Origin of the sequence: Paenibacillus sp. USDA918EY (assembly GCF_009870825.1) — a bacterium.
GTDB classification, from domain to species: Bacteria; Bacillota; Bacilli; order Paenibacillales; family Paenibacillaceae; genus Paenibacillus_AQ; species Paenibacillus_AQ albilobatus.
In genome coordinates this window covers 1-15,776 of the sequence record NZ_WTWY01000015.1, presented here as the reverse complement: position 1 = coordinate 15,776, position 15,776 = coordinate 1, and the positions used below count along the sequence as shown (strand labels likewise).

Here is a 15,776-nt window from a genome sequence, read left to right as displayed (position 1 = left end):
TTTCCTGCATGACCCGCGTTTATTGCAGTTAAAACCGGGGATTGCTTGGATCTTTTTAGCGGAGTTACCGTTGCTCCGTACGATCCTTAGCGGTATTGATCATCTTCAAGTAACCGCCGTTTGCTTCGACTGCGATGGCATCCTCGGTGCGGACGTTCGGAATCGAATACAGTTTCGTGCCTTCCGCAAATGTGTTGGAATAGACGCCGTGACCCACGATGTTTTCATCGTCGATGAAAGATTCCACCGCTCCGATTTCCCGGTCGATCGGCGTGATGTCCTCGTCCGTCAGCCTGTAGAGTGAATCATTCCAACGCACAAACTCGAATGCCCATGAATTCGACGCCCCCGTCATTGTAACCGGAGTTTCCGTTCCGCCTTTTGCAGAACAGGCCGGTAACAGGATCGCAAACAACACCAGCGCGATACAGACGCCCAGCCTTTTGGACATGCCGCATGATCATCCCCTTTACTTTCGAAAACGCGTTTAGCCAAAATTTAGCGAGCAAGGTCATCCTTTATTTTACAATATCCGGGTTGGCAAACATCATCCGTTCGGCCGTTTCCCGCAGCTTCGGCAAAAAATGCAAACCGGCTTCGGCGCGGCGGAATAAATCTTCGCTTGAGCGAATGCCCAAGTCGGCCAAAAAACCGGCGAAACCGGGTTCAAACGACCGGCGCACAGCCTCGTCCGCATCGGCTGCCATCACAAGATGGCACCGGGCAAACGTTGCCGCGATCCAAAACACCGCTTCGCGGTGATCCCCTCGGCGAATCAGTTCCCGGCTTCCGTCAATGGCGATCGTTTTCGCTTCAGGCGTAATGTCCGAACGGAAAGGAAACGGCGTCTTTGCGACGGCGGCCGCCGCGTCGAAGGTTCCTTCGAGCGTGTTCAAATGATGTTCCGCTTGGGAGGATGTCCAGTCGGCGCAACCCAGCAATTCGAGCATCTCCGGGTATAACGCTTGGTGCCCATATTGCCCGAGAACTTCGCGGGCCGCCAAATATCTCAGCCTTACGGTCGGATTGCGGAGCGCCGCAACGAGAATGACGTGCGCCATCACGCCCGTCGGAAACAGCCAAGGGATGACCTGTTCGAAGAAGGGGGCGTCCTTGTTCACGGAACGCAGTCCCCGGTCCACCTTGTTCCAGGCTTCCTCCGCGCGGAGCTTCACCCATTTTTGCTCAGCAAAATGGGCGGATACCTGCCGCTGCAGCGAATGCAGGCTGCCGTTCGGATCGTCGATTATCGTATCGGTGCGAAAGCTGCCCGCCAGATGATAGGAGCCCAGCACTTGTTCGGCGGAAGCAAGCTGGTTCGAAGGCATATACGTCATTTCGATCAGCGTGTCGCGATACCGCATTTTTCCCGGCTTCGGCGGGACTTCCCCGCCTTCAAGCACCACGACGACGTCGATATCCGACCCGATCGGCAGCGTTTCCTCCCCCGGCCGCCCGACGGTCGAGCCGCTAAAATAAGCTCCCGAATATCCCGCAAGGCCGCGGGCTTGTTCCCGTACCCATTCCGCAGCATGTTTTCGCGCCGTTGCGATCGTCACCAACGGAAGCCACCTCCCCTTTAATTCATTAATATACTTTATGACGCAAAACGCCGGATTTTGTTTCAAAATAATACGGCATCGTCCTGCCGGCCGCGCATCCATCCCTTCAACGTCCCCATGCGATGCGGATGCGTTCCGCCTCTGCAACCATGCCGGAAATGAGCTCGGCCACCGTCGGAATATCGCGGATCATCCCCGCCACTTGACCCGCAAATCCGAACCCTTCTTCCGCGTTCCCGTCATGGATCCACCGCCTATTGGCGTCGCCGCTGATATATTCCTTTAAAGCTTCGAAGGTCGGAGATGCCTGCTCGATGTCAAGAAGTTTGTCGACGTATTTGCTTCTTAATACTCTGGCCGGGGCCCCGATGGAACGTTTGATGACGGCGGTATCGGACTCGGTGCTGTCGAGCAGCGCTTGTTTGTAGGAAACCGAAGCGTCAACGCATTCGCGGGTGGCGATAAAACGCGTTCCCATTTCGATCCCCTCCGCGCCAAGCGCGTGGGCGGCCATCCAGCCGCGGCCGTCGCCGATCCCGCCTGAAGCGACGACGGGAATGCCGACCGCGTCCGCGACCTGGGGGACAAGCACCATCGTTCCGACGTCTTCGCGCCCGATGTGGCCGCCTCCTTCCTGCCCGACGACGATCACGGCGGAAGCGCCGAGCTGCTCGGCTTTTTGGGCCTGCCTGCGCGAAGCGACAAGCACCAGTATTTTCATGTCCGCCTGCTGCAGCATTTTCATGATCGGAGCCGGATTTCCGCCCGTTACGGTGACCACGGGCACCTGCTCTTCGATGGCGGCTTGTACCCGTTCCTCGTATCGGGCTCCGTGCATGCCGATGGCGAAATTGACGCCAAACGGTTTGTCCGACAACGCCCGAAACCGGCGGATCTCCCGGCGCAAGGCATCCGCGTCCGGAAGGCTCATCGCCGTAATCTGGCCCAGCCCGCCGGCATTCGAAACCGCGGCGGCCAGGTCCGCATAAGCCAAATACGCCAATCCTCCTTGAATGATCGGGTATTTGATGCGCAGCAATTCGGTCAATCGCGTATCCCATTGCATGAACGTCTATCCCCCTTCATATGAACGATCTCATGTTCATAACAAACTGTATGCGCTGTTGCGTCGCATTCATGATATGCCGCCCATACTGATGGCAAGGATGGCGACCGCAAACAAAACGGCCGTTCCCCCTGCCCAGGCATCCAATGGCCCGAATTTCAGCTGCCGGTACGAAGTTCTCCCTTTGCCGTTCCCGTAAGCCCGCGCTTCAATCGCATAGGCGAGCTGTTCGGCTCGTCCAATCGTCGTAAAAAGCAGCGGAACGAGGATCGGTACATAGGCAAAAATCCGTTTCGGAAGCTTTAAAGCGGCCATGTCGAAACCCCGGGCCTTTTGCGCCAGCAATATGCGGTCAAGCTCCTGCAAAATCGTCGGAATAAACCGGATCGCGATGACGATCATTAACGATATTTGTTCTACCGGGACATGCAGCCTGGACAGCGGCGCGAGCAGCTTTTGAAATCCGTAAGCCAATTCCAGCGGCTTCGTCGCGAATGTCAAAACCGACGCCATCAAGATCAGCAGCACGATCCTCCCGACGAACGCCGCCCCTTTTGCCAGCCCTTCAGCCGTCAACCCGATATAGGACCACGTCCAAATCACGGTCGTCCCTTTGGTAAACAAGGCATGGTACAAGAAGGTGAACATCAACACGAACAACACCGGCTTCAAGCCTTTCCAATACGCGCGAAAAGAGACTTTGGACAACGTCAGCACCCCTAAAGCAAAAACGGCTGCAACCGCGTAGCCGATGCCCGGCTTCAGCATCAGCAGGCCGATCATGACAACGACAAGGCTTAAAAGCTTCGTGCGCGGGTCCAGCCGGTGAAGGACGGAATCCGTCTCCATATATTGACCGATGATTACGTTATCCCTCATTCAGAACCCCCTTTTGTCCCAGATCGGCATTATTTTTTCGAAAATGTCCTCTTCCCTGCAGCCGGCGGTTTCAATCTTGCGACCGGACATGTCCTCCAGCAGTTTTAATAGCTGTACGGGCTCCGGCAAAGGCAATCCAAGCTCCTCGAGCCATTGCGAATGTTCCAGAAATAAAACGTTCGCGTCGAAATGCCCCATCAGCCTCCCGGCATGGAAAACCATCACCTCGTCCGAATATTCGGCAACGTCCTCCATTTGATGGGAAATGAAGATCACCGTACGGTCGTTTTGCCGCTGCCACCGCTTCAGCATTGTTAAAACGGCTCGGCTGCCGAGCGGGTCAAGGCCTGCCGTAGGTTCATCCACGATCAGGAGCTTCGGATTCGATATCAACGCCGATGCGATCGCCACCCGGCGCTTATACCCGCCGCTTAACTGAAGCGGGACGAGCGGAAGGATGTCCGGATCCAAACCGACCTCAGGCAAAATCCCGTCAATGGCTTCCCGGATCTCCCGGACAGAAGCTCCCTGATGTTTCAGCGTAAAAGATAGCTCCTTATATACGCTCGTCTCGAACAGCTGATGTTCGGGATATTGAAAAACGAAGCCGATTTCGGGGATCGCTTTGAGCCTGCCTTTCGCATCCCGCTGCACCGGCTGTCGACGAATGAAATACTCCCCGTCGATGGAGGGGACCAGTCCTTTCAGCACTTTTGCAAACGTGGATTTTCCCGCGCCCGTATGGCCGATGACGGAAATCCATTTCCCCTCTTCCATCGTGCAGCTAACCGATCGCAATGCCGTTTTTCCCGCGTAATGCACGCTGACGTCGTTTAACTGATAGGCCATTGCGTGCGGACCGCCTCCTTCCAATCCGCATGGAACGGCGCTTCCAGCCGGAGTTTTTGATGCACCCGCACCGAAAACGGCAGCTCCAAATGATAGTCGGCAACAGGCAGCTCATCAAAAAACCGAAACGGATCGCCGTCATAGGCAAGCCGGCCTTCATGCAAAAGCAAAATCCGCTTCGCTTCCAGCGCTTCCTCCATATGATGGGTGATGTGGATGATGGTCATGCCTGCTCGATGCAGGCTGCGCATGATGTCCAGCACCTGCTTTCTCCCTAGCGGATCAAGCATCGAAGTCGCCTCGTCGAAAATGATGATTTCGGGACGCATCGCGAGGATCGCCGCAATCGCAACGCGCTGTTTCTGGCCGCCGGACAGTTGATGCGGCATCGCCTCCGCATGTTCCTCCATTTGAACGGCGCGCAAAGCCTCCAGCGCACGGCCTGCCATTTCCTCCCTTGGAACCCGAATATTCTCCAATCCGAAAAGGACCTCGTCCATGACCGTCGTCGTGATGAACTGGTCCTCCGGATTTTGAAACACAAATCCGATGCGCCCGCGAATCTGCGCCAGTTCGGCGGGACGGGACGTATCCAAATGTTCCAGGCGCACATGCCCTTCCTTGGGCAATAGCAGGCCGTCCATAAGCTTCGCAAGCGTCGACTTTCCGCAGCCGTTCGGGCCGACGATCGCCGCGTATTCACCGGCCTGAACGGTAAAGCTCAAATTTTCGAGGACAGGCTCCCCTTTTTTATAATAAAAGCAAACCCGATCCAATGTAAGCATTCATGACTTCCCCTTCCGTTCGTGCCATGCCGCAAAAAACGATTCCGGACCGCTTTCGGAAAAAGCGGGCGCAGGTTTTTGCCAGCTCGTGATCCGGGAACCGTTAACCCCGAATATCTCTCCCGTTAAATCATCGTCAGGCTGCGCCAGCAGCTCGACCGCAAAACGGGCGATATCATCGGGCTCACCCACGTTCCAGAACGCCGGAAATGGCTCCTTGCGGCTGGCGCACTTTTCCTTGATGCGCTCGATGACGGGCCTGGTCATGTCCGTCAAGGCGGCCGGCGACAAGGCATTCACGCGGATTCGGTCCCGCCGAAGCTCTTCGGCGAGCGTCCATACCATACCGAGCATCCCGGCTTTGGCCGCGCTGTAATTCAGCTGGCCGACCGAACCCGTCAATCCGGCGGTCGACGTCATCAATAAAATGTCGCCGCCGTTTTTTTGCAGATGCGGCAGCGCCCGCCGGATCACGTAAAAAGCGCCGTTCAAATGCACGTTCAGCACGGCATGCCATTGTTCGTCGGTCATGCGCGCGCATCTCTGATCATGCAAATTGCCGGCGTTATGGATCAGCACATCGATGCGCCCGTATGCGGCAGCGACCGCCTCCACCATCCCGGTGACGGCGTCCGGATCGGCTACATCCGCAGGACACCCGATGGCCTCTCCGCCTGCTTCCCGGATTTCCTTTACGACTTCGTCGATTAGCATCAGCTTCGTTCCGTTGACGGCAACCCGGTAACCGGATCGGCCGAGCCGGATGGCTATGCTCCGCCCAATGCCTCTTGTCGCTCCGGTAATGAAGGCGACTTTCTTCATGTCATGGCCTCCCTTTTACCGAAAAATGGCCCATGGCTACGATTTCGCCGCTTTCCGCCGTAACGGTCACCCGAACTTCGCCTCCATCATAAGCCTTAAAATCGAAGGCTGCAACGGAGTCGGCGAAAAGCGGTTTAAGAAATTTCATCGCGCAAGATGTAATCCACATCTCGCGATGATCGGCCAGATATAAAGATTGCGCAAGTCCCATAAGGTACATGCCATGAACGACGGGCCGCTCATACCCGGCTTTTGCCGCAGCCTCGCGGCTGAGATGAATGTCGGCCACGTCTTTGGAGGCAAGGGCGTATTGCCGGACTGCTTCAGCCGTGATCCGGATGTTCATGCCGCTCACCTGCCCTGATCAATACAGTCTCTGCGGTGACGATGAGATCGCCTCCGCTGCAGCATGCCAGCGTATGCGTGTATAACGTAAGCATGCCTAGCCTTCCTTCCTTGGTTTCCACTTTGGTTAAGGATAACTCGCAGTCCAAAACCATGCCGGCGGTTATCGGAGCCGAATACGCAAACCGCTGGGAGCCGTGAATCCAGGGACCGTCCGCTTTCAGCCACGGAATATCGAACTCCTGCCAGAAAATGACCGGCATGGTCGCAGGCGCCATCCACTTGCCGTCCAATGTTTGCAAAGGCGCCGAAATGCTGTCGGCATAACGGGAAATCCACTCTTCCGTGACGGCGATCCGCTGCCGAACCTTGTTCATTCGGCTGCCTCCACGAGGGTGGCCAAGCCCATGCTTCCGCCGATTCCAAGCGCGGCAATCCCTCTTTTGTAGGGTTGGTGCAGCATCTCGGCGCATAAGCGCGTGATCAAAACGGCTCCCGACGCGCCGTAAGGATGGCCAAGGGCCAGCGCGCCGCCTGCGAGATTCACCTTTTCGTACGGAATCCCGAGCTGCTGAAGCGAAGCCAGCACTTGCGAAGCAAACGCTTCGTTAAACTCCACGACGTCTGCATCGCCGACCGTCATGCGGCGGCGGTCCAGCAGCTTTTGAACGGCCGGCACGGGGCCGATGCCTAAATATTTCGGATCCACGCCCGCGGCCTGCGCATCCGCTATGCGTAAAACCGGCGTTAACCCGAGCTCCCTGCATGTTTCGCGCGACATGACGAGGGCCAAAGCCGCCCCGTCGTTGATCGGACAAGCGTTGCCCGCCGTGACGGTGCCGTTCTCCAGAAAAACCGGCGAAAGTTTCTGCAGCTTTTCAAAACTGGTGTCGCCTCTCGGGCATTCGTCGGCGTCAATCCATTCCCCTTGAACCTGAACGGGCACGATTTCTTGCCGAAACCGGCCCGTCCGCTGGGCATGCACGGCTTTTTGGTGGCTTTTTAAGGCGTAAAGGTCCTGCTCTTCCCTTGAAATCCCGTACATGCTGGCAACGTTCTCCGCCGCGATGCCCATATCCGGGTCGCCGTAAACATCGGGAGTGAAACGGGCGCGGGAATAAAGGCGCGGAAGTCCCGTAAGGGTTTGGGGCTTGGCCATTTTCCAAGGCGCCCGGCTTGCGCTTTCGACGCCTCCCGCCAAGTAAATTTCGCCGGCGCCGCTCTGGACCAGCCTGGCCGCCAGGTTGACGGCCTCCAATCCGGAGCCGCATTGCCGGTCTACGGTGACGCCGGGAACCGTGACCGGAAGCCCCGCTTCAAGCGCGGATACCCGCGCTATATTGCCTCCCGGCCCGACGACGTTGCCGATGATCACGTCATCGATCCGCTCTACGGGCAAACCCGTTTCCGATACGATATGCCGGATCAGCGGCGCTAACAGTTCTTCCGGTTCAAGCGTGCTCAAGGCTCCGCCCGTTTTGCCTATTGGCGTTCGTTTCGCCATGACAATGACGGCTTCCTTCATGACATCACCCTTTTCGCGTAATCTTTCATCGCTTGACGGGCTATTTTCCCGCTGCCGGTATACAGGAATCGCTCCACCGTGATGAGCTGCTTCGGCGCTTTGTAAGCGGCCAAATGCCGCCGGCAAAAGCTTTTGATCTCGTCGATCGACATCCGCTGCCGCCCGCTCCATTTCACGAGCACCGTCACCCGCTCTCCCCAATATTCATCCGGAAGGCCGAGCACCATCGCTTCCTCGACCGCCGGCAACTGCAGCAGCACGGACTCGATCTCCTCCGGAAAAATGTTGAGTCCGCCGGATACGATCATGTTTTTGGCACGGCCCGCCAAATAAAGATATCCCTCTTGATCCACATAAGCGTAATCTCCAAGCTTGAGCCACCCGTCGCGAAAAACGGCGGCCGTTTCTTCAGGAAGTTGATGATAACCCAAAAAAGCCATTTCGCTGCGAACGTACAGCTGCCCGATTTGACCGGGCGGCAGCTCCTGGAAGCGCTCGTCCCGAATCGATATGTCCACGCCCGAAAACGGTTTTCCTACGGAATTCGGTTTTTGGTCCGCAAGCACGTCCAAATAACTGATATAACTCGCTTCGGACGAACCGTAATATTCGTACAGCCTCGCTTCGCCGAAAATTTCCCTGCTTCGTTTTTTCGACGCTTCCGGCCATTTTCCGCCCGAGCTGATCAGCGCTTGGATCCGCGGCCGGCCGCAAACCGGCTCCCGCATCATCGCTTCGATCATCGTAGGCACGACGAACAAAATGACATCGGGAATCCGTGCGCATAACTCCCAAACCTCCCCCGCATCAAATGAAGGGACGAGATGAAACGTCGCGCCGCTGCAAAGGCTTTGCACCAACGCGAACAATGATAAAGAGTGAACGAGCGGACCCGGCGCCGAAATATGCCGCATGTCGAGTTGAAAGGCTTCTTCCGTCGCTTCCAAGCTTTTGATCCACGATTGGTGCGTGCGCATATATCCTTTGGGCGTTCCGGTTGTACCGGAAGTAAAAGCAAGGAACAACACCTCGTTCGTGTCGTCCATGGCTGCCCGAGGCTCCAGCCCATCGATCCAGGCAGCGTACGATTCCCCGGGCTTACCCGAAAAAACGATAAGCCGGGCATCGTGTTCCTCCGGGCACGGCATTGCCGGGAAGCCGTTTTCCGCAAAGATCATTTTCGGCCTGCACTGCCGCATCACGGCGGTGATTTCATGAGCGCTCCATTTGGGATCCATGGGGACGGGAACACACCCGGCATAAACGGCTCCCAAAAAAACTTCCACGAATTCCAGCCGATTTCCGGACAATATGGCGACCATGTCATGCTTAAGACCGTCTTGCCGCAAACCCCATGCGACTTTTTTTATCCGCTCCGCCAATTCGCCGTACGTCAGGCTCTGCCTGCCGTACGACAAAGCGATTTTGTCGGGGGTTCGCGCAACATGCCGCAATATAGACTCTACCAAATTCATTTCTGACCACACCTGCTTTAAGGATGATGTCTTACCGACGATGCAACTTGTCTTCGATCGGGCTGATGGCTTTCAACTGCAGCGCGATGACGGCGGCAACGACCGCTTTGATGCAATCCCCGGGCAAAAATGCGGTAGCGCCCACAAGACCCGTCCACACCGGGGTATGCGTGATGAGCGCCATCACGGGAGCGCCGATCAAGCTGATGAGCAGCACGCCGAAAACGACGTTGATGGCGATTAGTTTCCATGCTTTCAGTTTGGGCCAAGCTTTCTCCGTGAAATATCCGATGCAAAAAACGGCAACCGGCCAGCTAAGCAAATATCCGGCGGTCGGCTGCATCAAAACGGAAAGCCCTCCGCGTCCGCCGGATAACATCGGTATCCCCAACACGGTCAAAACGATAAATAACGCCACGCTGATGGTGCCTGTTTTCTTTCCCAAAAAACATCCGGCCAGCATTACCCCAAGCGTCTGGGCGGTGACGGGAACCGGAATGAATCCGAGCGGTATAGGCGGAATAAGTCCCAACACTCCGATAAGTGCCGCAAATAGAGCAGCGTAAACCATTTCTTTCGTTGTCATTTGACTGACCTCCGTTACGATGGAAAATTTCTTTTTAAATGCTGGAATAATGTACCGTAGCTAATCATAGCTTGATCGGCTCGAATTGTAAACCATAAATTTGAATCCAAGGTTTACAATTGGCGAAATAAGCTTGTACTGCGCGCTGCAGCCGATTTTTCATGAACACGCAAAAAGACAGCGGCTGCCGAAGCAGCGCTGCCTTTTCGTTTCATGAATTGGATTTGTTATTGTTTCCGGTCCATCGGGTTAATCGTTATCCACATAAAAATTGCGGTCGCCGATTTGGATGTCCTGCGGGTTCGGTTTTCCGTCTTTTCCGGGATGGACGAAAAACACGAACCGCTCCGTTTTGCCGTCCGAAAATTTGAGGGTAATCGTGTTTCCGGTGATCGCGTACGTCCCCGTGCCGCTTGCGCCCGCAGAGGAATTCGTCGAGCCCGATCCCGTATCCGCCGATCCCAGCGTGAGATTGTCGCTTTTAAACGTGCCGTCCGTTTGGAAGGTAATCCATTCTTCCCAAGCCGAGGACGCCGAATTGGCGCCGGCCATTCCCGAATACCCTCGGTACACGTAGCTGCCGCTTAGCTTGAAATTCGCCGTGACAGGCTTCACCGGCGCCAGCTGCACGTCTTCGATGAACAGGTTGCCTTTCGCCGACACCCGGATGGAATAGGATTTGCCGTTGCTTAAAGAAAGACGGTTATTATTGATGCTGTATGCGGTACAGGCCTGTTTCGAGCAATCGATGGTTTCCGGCCCGCCGGAGACGGGCTCGCCCACGACGATTTTTTGACCCGGCAGGAAAGTGTAGTAATCCCAGCACGCACCGCCGCATTCGTATCCGCCCGGATCGAGCCGCATGCCGACGTACATGCCCTGAAGCTTGTCGAGTTTGACGGGCTCGGCCGGAGCCGTTTCTTCATCTCCTCCCGTTTGTCCCGTCCCCGTTGGGTCCTTCGGCGGGTTCGAGGTCGTCATGGTCCCGTTTTTGTTAAGGATCTCCGCAGCCTGTTCTTTCGTCAATCCGAGCTGGCTCAGCATCTGCTCCGAAAATATCGTAATTTCCCGGTTTTTCGGGTCCCAAGCCACCAAACCGCCGGTAGCTTCGCCCACAAACCGCAGCGGAACCAGCGTGTTGCCCTGGATGACTCGGGCCGGCTTATCCAGCGCAATTTCTTTCCCGTTCAGAACCGCCTTCGGGCTGTCGACCTTCAAGGTGAACGACATCGAGCCCTTTTGCCCCGAAATCGTCCGGGTTTTTTGATCCCATTTCAACGAGATGCCCATCGATTCAAACAAAGGGCGCATTTGCACCAACGTCGTTCCGCCGTCCAGCAGCGGATCCACCGAAAAGGACACCCATTTCGTATCCACGGCCACTTTAATCGGCGCAGGCGCGTCCGCATGGGCCTGCTTTAATCCCCAAAAACCGGTGGCCAGCAGCAACGCGAAAAACAAAAGCAATCCGGCGCAGGTTTTCGTTTTAAAAGCTTGCATGGCTTTCCTTCACTCCTTTTTCCTTCATTCGTCCATGGCGGCTCACGGCCGCATCAACCATGTGTATGCGGGAATATGCGGGTTCATCACGACTATTTTCCAATTATATCCTAAACCTGCCGGAGAAGGTCTGGGCTTGAGCCGCATTTTTCCCAAAAAAATAATTAGGCCGGAAGTCATCGGACTTCCAGCCTATGCATGCTGATTTATTCGGCACGCAATCGGTTTAAGGCGATCAATGCCGCCCCCATGGAAGCGTCGCTTTTTGGGGTGATGCACTCCATTTTCGGGTATCGCGAACAAAGCTTTTCTTGGAATATCGACCGGATGAAGCCGTTCTTGAGCAAAACGCTGCCGGCCATGGCCAGGCTGCCCTCCTGCAGGGAGAGCGTTTCCGCGACCGGGATGACGAGCTGCAGCAGGGATTCCGCGCTTTTTTCCGCGATGCGCATTGCCGCTTTGTCGCCCGCCGCGCAGGCTTCCGTAAGAAGCGGCGCCAGCGCCGCGATGTCCTTTTTGTTTCGGTGCTTGTCGTAGACAAAGCCGACGATGTCCTGTACCGAACCGATTCCCAGCTGTCCGTAGACGAGTTCTTTAATGACCGTGTCCGGAATCCGGCCGTCATGCGCCTGCACGACGGCGGCCAGCAGATCGCGCCCGATCGCGTAGCCGCTGCCTTCGTCGTCGATCAGGTGTCCGAAGCCGCCTGTCCGGTGCGATTGCCCGGCCTCGTTTTTGCCGAGCCCGATGGAGCCGGTACCCGCGATCAGAATCATTCCGTACGCTTTCAGGTGAGCTCCGTACAAAGCCGTTTCATGATCGCCGATAATGTGCAAGCCGCCATCATAACCAAATCCGCGGACATGGCCTGTCAGCCTGCTTGCGACGCTCGGATTGCTCACACCTGCGGCGCCGATGCAAATTTCGGCGCAGTTTTCGATCCCGCCGCAGGCCAAAGCGATGGATTCCATGATCTCCTGCAAGGAAGCGCCGACGCTTTCCTCGTCCTGTCCGTTATAATTGATGGCGCCGGAGGCAGACGTTTTTACCGTCTTGCCCGTCTCGTCCACGATGGTGACGGCGGTTTTCGTACCGCCGCCGTCCAAACCTGCCGCATATTTCATGGTTGTCTTCACATCCTTATGTTTCTATGTTCCGATCCCGGCGTATGTCAGCTGCGCAAACTTAATTGGCCTGTCGGAGGCGTTTCGCCGGCAAGAATCCGAATGACCGACCGGATGGACATCCGGGTGTACTCGAAGGCGGCCAATCCGCAAACCCCTTCTTCCAGCAGCTCCAGATCGTACGGTTTTCCGAGCGCAACCGCCGTTACTTGATGACCGGCACGAGCAAGCCGGTTCGCAAGCTCGATCTGCCCCTGGTGGTCGCAGCCGTTATAAAGGCCGATGATGATGTTCGGAACATTTTGGACCTCGTCTGCAATCCGGCGTTGCTCCGTTTCGTCCGGGTTGATATCCGTCAACAGATATGCCGTCCCAAGGGCAGCGGCGGCTTCCGCCGGAAAGGACAGCCCGGCTCCGATCCGGCTTGAAGCCTGATCCGGGCGATAAGGCAGGCTGCCAATGACGATCGTATCCGAAACATCCTTTTGCACAGGCACAAGCTTTCCACTGACGTGGCATATGCTTTCCAGGCTGATCGCTTCCGCCGCCCGCCGATTCGCTTCGCGCCGTGCTTCAGTCATATCCCCGTCTTCCACCAGGCCGTATTTGGCTTTGTAAAAGAGCACCTTTTCCACGGCTTCGTCGATGACCGCAATCGGCAGTTCCCCGGCTTCCACCGCTTGCTCGATTTGATGAACCGCATCCTTTACGAGCCGCGCGGAATGGCTTATAAAAAGCAGGTGAACACCGGCTTTAAGCGCGCCGACGGCCCCTTCCGCGGTTCCGTAATATTTCTGGATCGCGTCCATTTCAAGGCAATCGGAAATGACGAGTCCTTCATAACCCATCTTATGTTTGAGCAGGCCGGTAATGATCGCTTTCGACATCGTGGCGGGAACCTGATTTTTCTCGATGGCGGGAAACAAAATATGCGCGCTGGTCAAACATTCCGCGCCGCTGTCGATCGCCGCCCGAAACGGCTTTAGTTCAAGCTCCTCCAGCGATTCAAGCGGCTTGTCGATCGAAGGCAGCCCCAAATGGGAATCGACCGCCGTGTCGCCATGTCCGGGAAAATGCTTGATCGCCGCCAGCACCCCGCCGTCTTTGAGCCCGCGCAGCATCTGCAGCCCGTATTCGGTCACGACCTCGGCCGTATCGCCATAGGAGCGCACGTTGATGACCGGGTTTTGCTTATTGTTGTTAATGTCCAGCACCGGCGCGAGATTAAAGTTGATTCCGAGCGCGCGCATTTCGCGGGCGGTAATCCGGCCCGCCGCATAGGCGTTTTCGGGGCGGCCCGTCGAAGCGATCGCCATCGCCCCCGGCACGTTGACCGCATCCTGCGGCAAGCGCGTGACCCGTCCCCCCTCCTGGTCGATCGAGATGAGCGCAGGATGGCCCGTATGCGCGGCGATGCTCCGCTGCAGCCCGGCGCATAAGCTTTTTAGCTGCTCCCGGTTTTGAACGTTATGCGCAAACAAAATGACATTGCCGATTTTATAATCCGCAAACAGACGCCGCGTTTCTTCATCGACGTCCAGTCCGGGAAATCCCGCCACGATCAGCTGGCCGATTTTTTCCCTTAACGTAAGTTGTCTCATTGTGATACCGGCTCCTTTTTTCATTCGGGATTTGCTCGTCTCATCCAATCAATACAGATGGTATTCCGCTTTCAGCTTTTCGAACCGGCGGCTTTCCTCACGGAATTGCCCAAGCAGCGCAGGAACATCCACGTTCTCGCCACGGAAGATGTCGTCGCCTCCCAGCAGGTCGATAAACGGTCTCGAATTTTCTTTGAGCGGCGGCAGGAACGAAAACTCCCCATAGTTGTTTTTGATCGTAAAGAGCAAGTGCACGCCGGTCTCCAGCGGACGAACCGCCCTCGCATCCGTGATATGGATCTGAACTCCGCCGCATTGCTCCCCCTGGAATTTCGAAAATGACGGCTTAAAATAGACCGGCCGGAAAATGACGCCCGGATGCTTCTGGGCGTTCATCTCCTCGGCCAACCGTTCCGCCCGGATAAACGGCGCTCCAACGATTTCGAACGGCGCGGTCGTGCCGCGGCCCTCCGACATATTCGTCCCTTCAAACAGGCATGTGCCCGGATAAATCAGAGCCGATTCAAACCGCGGCAGCCCCAGGGACGGCATCACCCAAATGCGCCCGGTCTCGGGGAAAAGCATGCGTCGGTCCCAGCCCTGGCAGCGGATCACGTGCAATTTGGCGTTCCAGCCCTTCTGGTCGTTGGCCATCATCGCCACCTCGCCTGCAGTCAGCCCGTAGCGGACGGCAAGCGGATAATTGCCGACAAACGATTCATATCCCGGTTTCAATATATTCCCTTCGACCGTCACGCCGTCCAGCGGGTTGATCCGGTCCAATACGACGATTTCCTTGCCCGCCTTCGCGCAGTCTTCCAACGCGTACAACATCGTGTAAATAAACGTATAATAACGCGTCCCCACATCCTGAATGTCGTAAACGACCACATCCACTTCATCCAGCATTTCTTGGCTTAAACGTTTGGAGTCCTTGCGGTACAAGCTGTATACCGGCACGCCCGTGATCGGGTCCGAATACGTTTCGACCATCGCCCCCGCAGCCTGATCGCCGCGCACGCCGTGTTCAGGCGAAAACATCGCCGCCAGATGAAAATGTTCATGCAAAATTTGAATCGTGGAAACAAACTCTTTGTTCAAACCGGTCGGAGACGTGATCAAACCGAGTTTTTTCCCTTTAAACAAATGGGCGGCTTCCATGATCGTGTCGATTCCGTTCAGAATCATCCCTGTTTTCCCTCCTATAGGCATGTTTGAAAAAAATGACTGCCGCGCCGCCGCACCCCGTCCCGTTTCGGGCGGAATGCGGCTTTGCAGAATCCAATCAAGCGTCCGCTTGTCGAATCCTGCCCTGCAGGCAGTCATTGTGCAATTTTTCCTTTTCCTACAGCAGATCGCTTTTCAGCACGCGTTTCGTTTCTTCGGGAACCATAAACGTTTCGGCATATTCCTTGCGCGCTTCGATCCCGCGAACTCTTGCCAAATGTTTATAGTATTCCAGATAAGGGAAGGATTTGCTGTTCGTCACGAACCAATGCTGCTCCGTCGCTTTTACCCATAGATCGAAGGCTTCCTTGGAAAAGTCCACGTAAACATACGGCTTGTAGTCGACGGCGTCCTCCCAGTTTTCCGCATAATACAGTCTGGAAGCAAAATGCGCCGGCAGCTCTCTTTCGAAGGAAGCGAGTCCCGCAAA

The 15,776-nt window shown here is 56.1% G+C and carries 16 protein-coding genes and 1 pseudogene; all 17 read right to left on the bottom strand.

What is annotated here, in order from left to right:
• Positions 1-64: 64 nt before the first annotated feature.
• Entirely contained in the window at positions 65-451 is a 387-nt protein-coding gene (locus GQY55_RS23445) for a hypothetical protein (protein WP_160044345.1), read from the bottom strand.
• Positions 452-518: 67 nt separating this feature from the next.
• The gene (locus GQY55_RS23440; protein ID WP_160044469.1) at positions 519-1,559 is read right to left on the bottom strand and encodes a hypothetical protein; all 1,041 of its coding nucleotides are present in this window, start codon (positions 1,557-1,559) and stop codon (positions 519-521) included.
• A gap of 109 nt (positions 1,560-1,668) precedes the next feature.
• Positions 1,669-2,628, bottom strand: coding sequence for an NAD(P)H-dependent flavin oxidoreductase (locus GQY55_RS23435; protein WP_160044344.1), 960 nt, complete (start codon positions 2,626-2,628; stop codon positions 1,669-1,671).
• Between the two features lie 69 nt (positions 2,629-2,697).
• A complete protein-coding gene (locus GQY55_RS23430) occupies positions 2,698-3,507 on the bottom strand; it encodes an energy-coupling factor transporter transmembrane component T family protein (protein ID WP_160044343.1) in 810 nt (269 codons plus the stop codon).
• On the bottom strand, positions 3,508-4,356 hold the full coding sequence (locus GQY55_RS23425) for an ATP-binding cassette domain-containing protein (RefSeq protein WP_160044342.1): 849 nt from the start codon (positions 4,354-4,356) through the stop codon (positions 3,508-3,510).
• Entirely contained in the window at positions 4,341-5,141 is an 801-nt protein-coding gene (locus GQY55_RS23420; protein WP_160044341.1) for an ATP-binding cassette domain-containing protein, read from the bottom strand. Before GQY55_RS23420 ends, GQY55_RS23425 begins: the two co-directional genes overlap by 16 nt.
• Positions 5,142-5,963, bottom strand: a complete 822-nt coding sequence (locus GQY55_RS23415) for an SDR family NAD(P)-dependent oxidoreductase (protein ID WP_160044340.1) — start codon at positions 5,961-5,963, stop codon at positions 5,142-5,144. It lies immediately after the preceding gene.
• 1 nt (position 5,964) lies between these two features.
• Positions 5,965-6,309 carry a MaoC family dehydratase gene (locus GQY55_RS23410; protein ID WP_160044339.1) on the bottom strand — a complete coding sequence of 115 codons (345 nt, stop codon included), beginning with the start codon at positions 6,307-6,309 and terminating at the stop codon, positions 5,965-5,967.
• Entirely contained in the window at positions 6,287-6,685 is a 399-nt protein-coding gene (locus GQY55_RS23405) for an FAS1-like dehydratase domain-containing protein (RefSeq protein WP_160044338.1), read from the bottom strand. The genes GQY55_RS23410 and GQY55_RS23405 overlap by 23 nt, the downstream gene beginning before the upstream one ends.
• Positions 6,682-7,833, bottom strand: a complete 1,152-nt coding sequence (locus GQY55_RS23400; protein WP_160044337.1) for a thiolase family protein — start codon at positions 7,831-7,833, stop codon at positions 6,682-6,684. The genes GQY55_RS23405 and GQY55_RS23400 overlap by 4 nt, the downstream gene beginning before the upstream one ends.
• Positions 7,830-9,308 carry a class I adenylate-forming enzyme family protein gene (locus GQY55_RS23395; RefSeq protein WP_160044336.1) on the bottom strand — a complete coding sequence of 493 codons (1,479 nt, stop codon included), beginning with the start codon at positions 9,306-9,308 and terminating at the stop codon, positions 7,830-7,832. The genes GQY55_RS23400 and GQY55_RS23395 overlap by 4 nt, the downstream gene beginning before the upstream one ends.
• Before the next feature lie 31 nt (positions 9,309-9,339).
• Positions 9,340-9,894 (bottom strand): biotin transporter BioY, encoded by a 555-nt coding sequence (locus tag GQY55_RS23390; protein ID WP_160044335.1) that lies wholly within the window; start codon positions 9,892-9,894, stop codon positions 9,340-9,342.
• A gap of 249 nt (positions 9,895-10,143) precedes the next feature.
• Positions 10,144-11,394, bottom strand: a complete 1,251-nt coding sequence (locus tag GQY55_RS23385; protein WP_160044334.1) for a stalk domain-containing protein — start codon at positions 11,392-11,394, stop codon at positions 10,144-10,146.
• 206 nt (positions 11,395-11,600) lie between these two features.
• Positions 11,601-12,518, bottom strand: a complete 918-nt coding sequence (locus GQY55_RS23380) for an N-acetylglucosamine kinase (protein ID WP_160044333.1) — start codon at positions 12,516-12,518, stop codon at positions 11,601-11,603.
• A 47-nt stretch (positions 12,519-12,565) separates the two neighbouring features.
• Complete coding sequence (locus tag GQY55_RS23375; protein WP_160044332.1) at positions 12,566-14,119, bottom strand: glycoside hydrolase family 3 protein; 1,554 nt, start codon at positions 14,117-14,119, stop codon at positions 12,566-12,568.
• Between the two features lie 48 nt (positions 14,120-14,167).
• Positions 14,168-15,307: an exo-beta-N-acetylmuramidase NamZ family protein gene (locus tag GQY55_RS23370; RefSeq protein ID WP_160044331.1), complete on the bottom strand. Its 1,140-nt coding sequence runs from the start codon at positions 15,305-15,307 to the stop codon at positions 14,168-14,170.
• A gap of 157 nt (positions 15,308-15,464) precedes the next feature.
• Positions 15,465-15,776: pseudogene (locus tag GQY55_RS23365) on the bottom strand (PIG-L family deacetylase); the annotation flags it as partial.

What these genes read in the sequence shown, in the direction of transcription:
- GQY55_RS23425 (WP_160044342.1), bottom strand. Translation starts at nt 4,356, where the DNA reads ATGGCCTATCAGTTAAACGACGTCAGCGTGCATTACGCGGGAAAAACG.
- GQY55_RS23405 (WP_160044338.1), bottom strand. Translation starts at nt 6,685, where the DNA reads ATGAACAAGGTTCGGCAGCGGATCGCCGTCACGGAAGAGTGGATTTCC.
- GQY55_RS23395 (WP_160044336.1), bottom strand. Translation starts at nt 9,308, where the DNA reads ATGAATTTGGTAGAGTCTATATTGCGGCATGTTGCGCGAACCCCCGAC.
- GQY55_RS23420 (WP_160044341.1), bottom strand. Translation starts at nt 5,141, where the DNA reads ATGCTTACATTGGATCGGGTTTGCTTTTATTATAAAAAAGGGGAGCCT.
- GQY55_RS23415 (WP_160044340.1), bottom strand. Translation starts at nt 5,963, where the DNA reads ATGAAGAAAGTCGCCTTCATTACCGGAGCGACAAGAGGCATTGGGCGG.
- GQY55_RS23380 (WP_160044333.1), bottom strand. Translation starts at nt 12,518, where the DNA reads ATGAAATATGCGGCAGGTTTGGACGGCGGCGGTACGAAAACCGCCGTC.
- GQY55_RS23370 (WP_160044331.1), bottom strand. Translation starts at nt 15,307, where the DNA reads ATGATTCTGAACGGAATCGACACGATCATGGAAGCCGCCCATTTGTTT.
- GQY55_RS23445 (WP_160044345.1), bottom strand. Translation starts at nt 451, where the DNA reads ATGTCCAAAAGGCTGGGCGTCTGTATCGCGCTGGTGTTGTTTGCGATC.
- GQY55_RS23410 (WP_160044339.1), bottom strand. Translation starts at nt 6,309, where the DNA reads ATGAACATCCGGATCACGGCTGAAGCAGTCCGGCAATACGCCCTTGCC.
- GQY55_RS23385 (WP_160044334.1), bottom strand. Translation starts at nt 11,394, where the DNA reads ATGCAAGCTTTTAAAACGAAAACCTGCGCCGGATTGCTTTTGTTTTTC.
- GQY55_RS23390 (WP_160044335.1), bottom strand. Translation starts at nt 9,894, where the DNA reads ATGACAACGAAAGAAATGGTTTACGCTGCTCTATTTGCGGCACTTATC.
- GQY55_RS23375 (WP_160044332.1), bottom strand. Translation starts at nt 14,119, where the DNA reads ATGAGACAACTTACGTTAAGGGAAAAAATCGGCCAGCTGATCGTGGCG.
- GQY55_RS23430 (WP_160044343.1), bottom strand. Translation starts at nt 3,507, where the DNA reads ATGAGGGATAACGTAATCATCGGTCAATATATGGAGACGGATTCCGTC.
- GQY55_RS23435 (WP_160044344.1), bottom strand. Translation starts at nt 2,628, where the DNA reads ATGCAATGGGATACGCGATTGACCGAATTGCTGCGCATCAAATACCCG.
- GQY55_RS23400 (WP_160044337.1), bottom strand. Translation starts at nt 7,833, where the DNA reads ATGAAGGAAGCCGTCATTGTCATGGCGAAACGAACGCCAATAGGCAAA.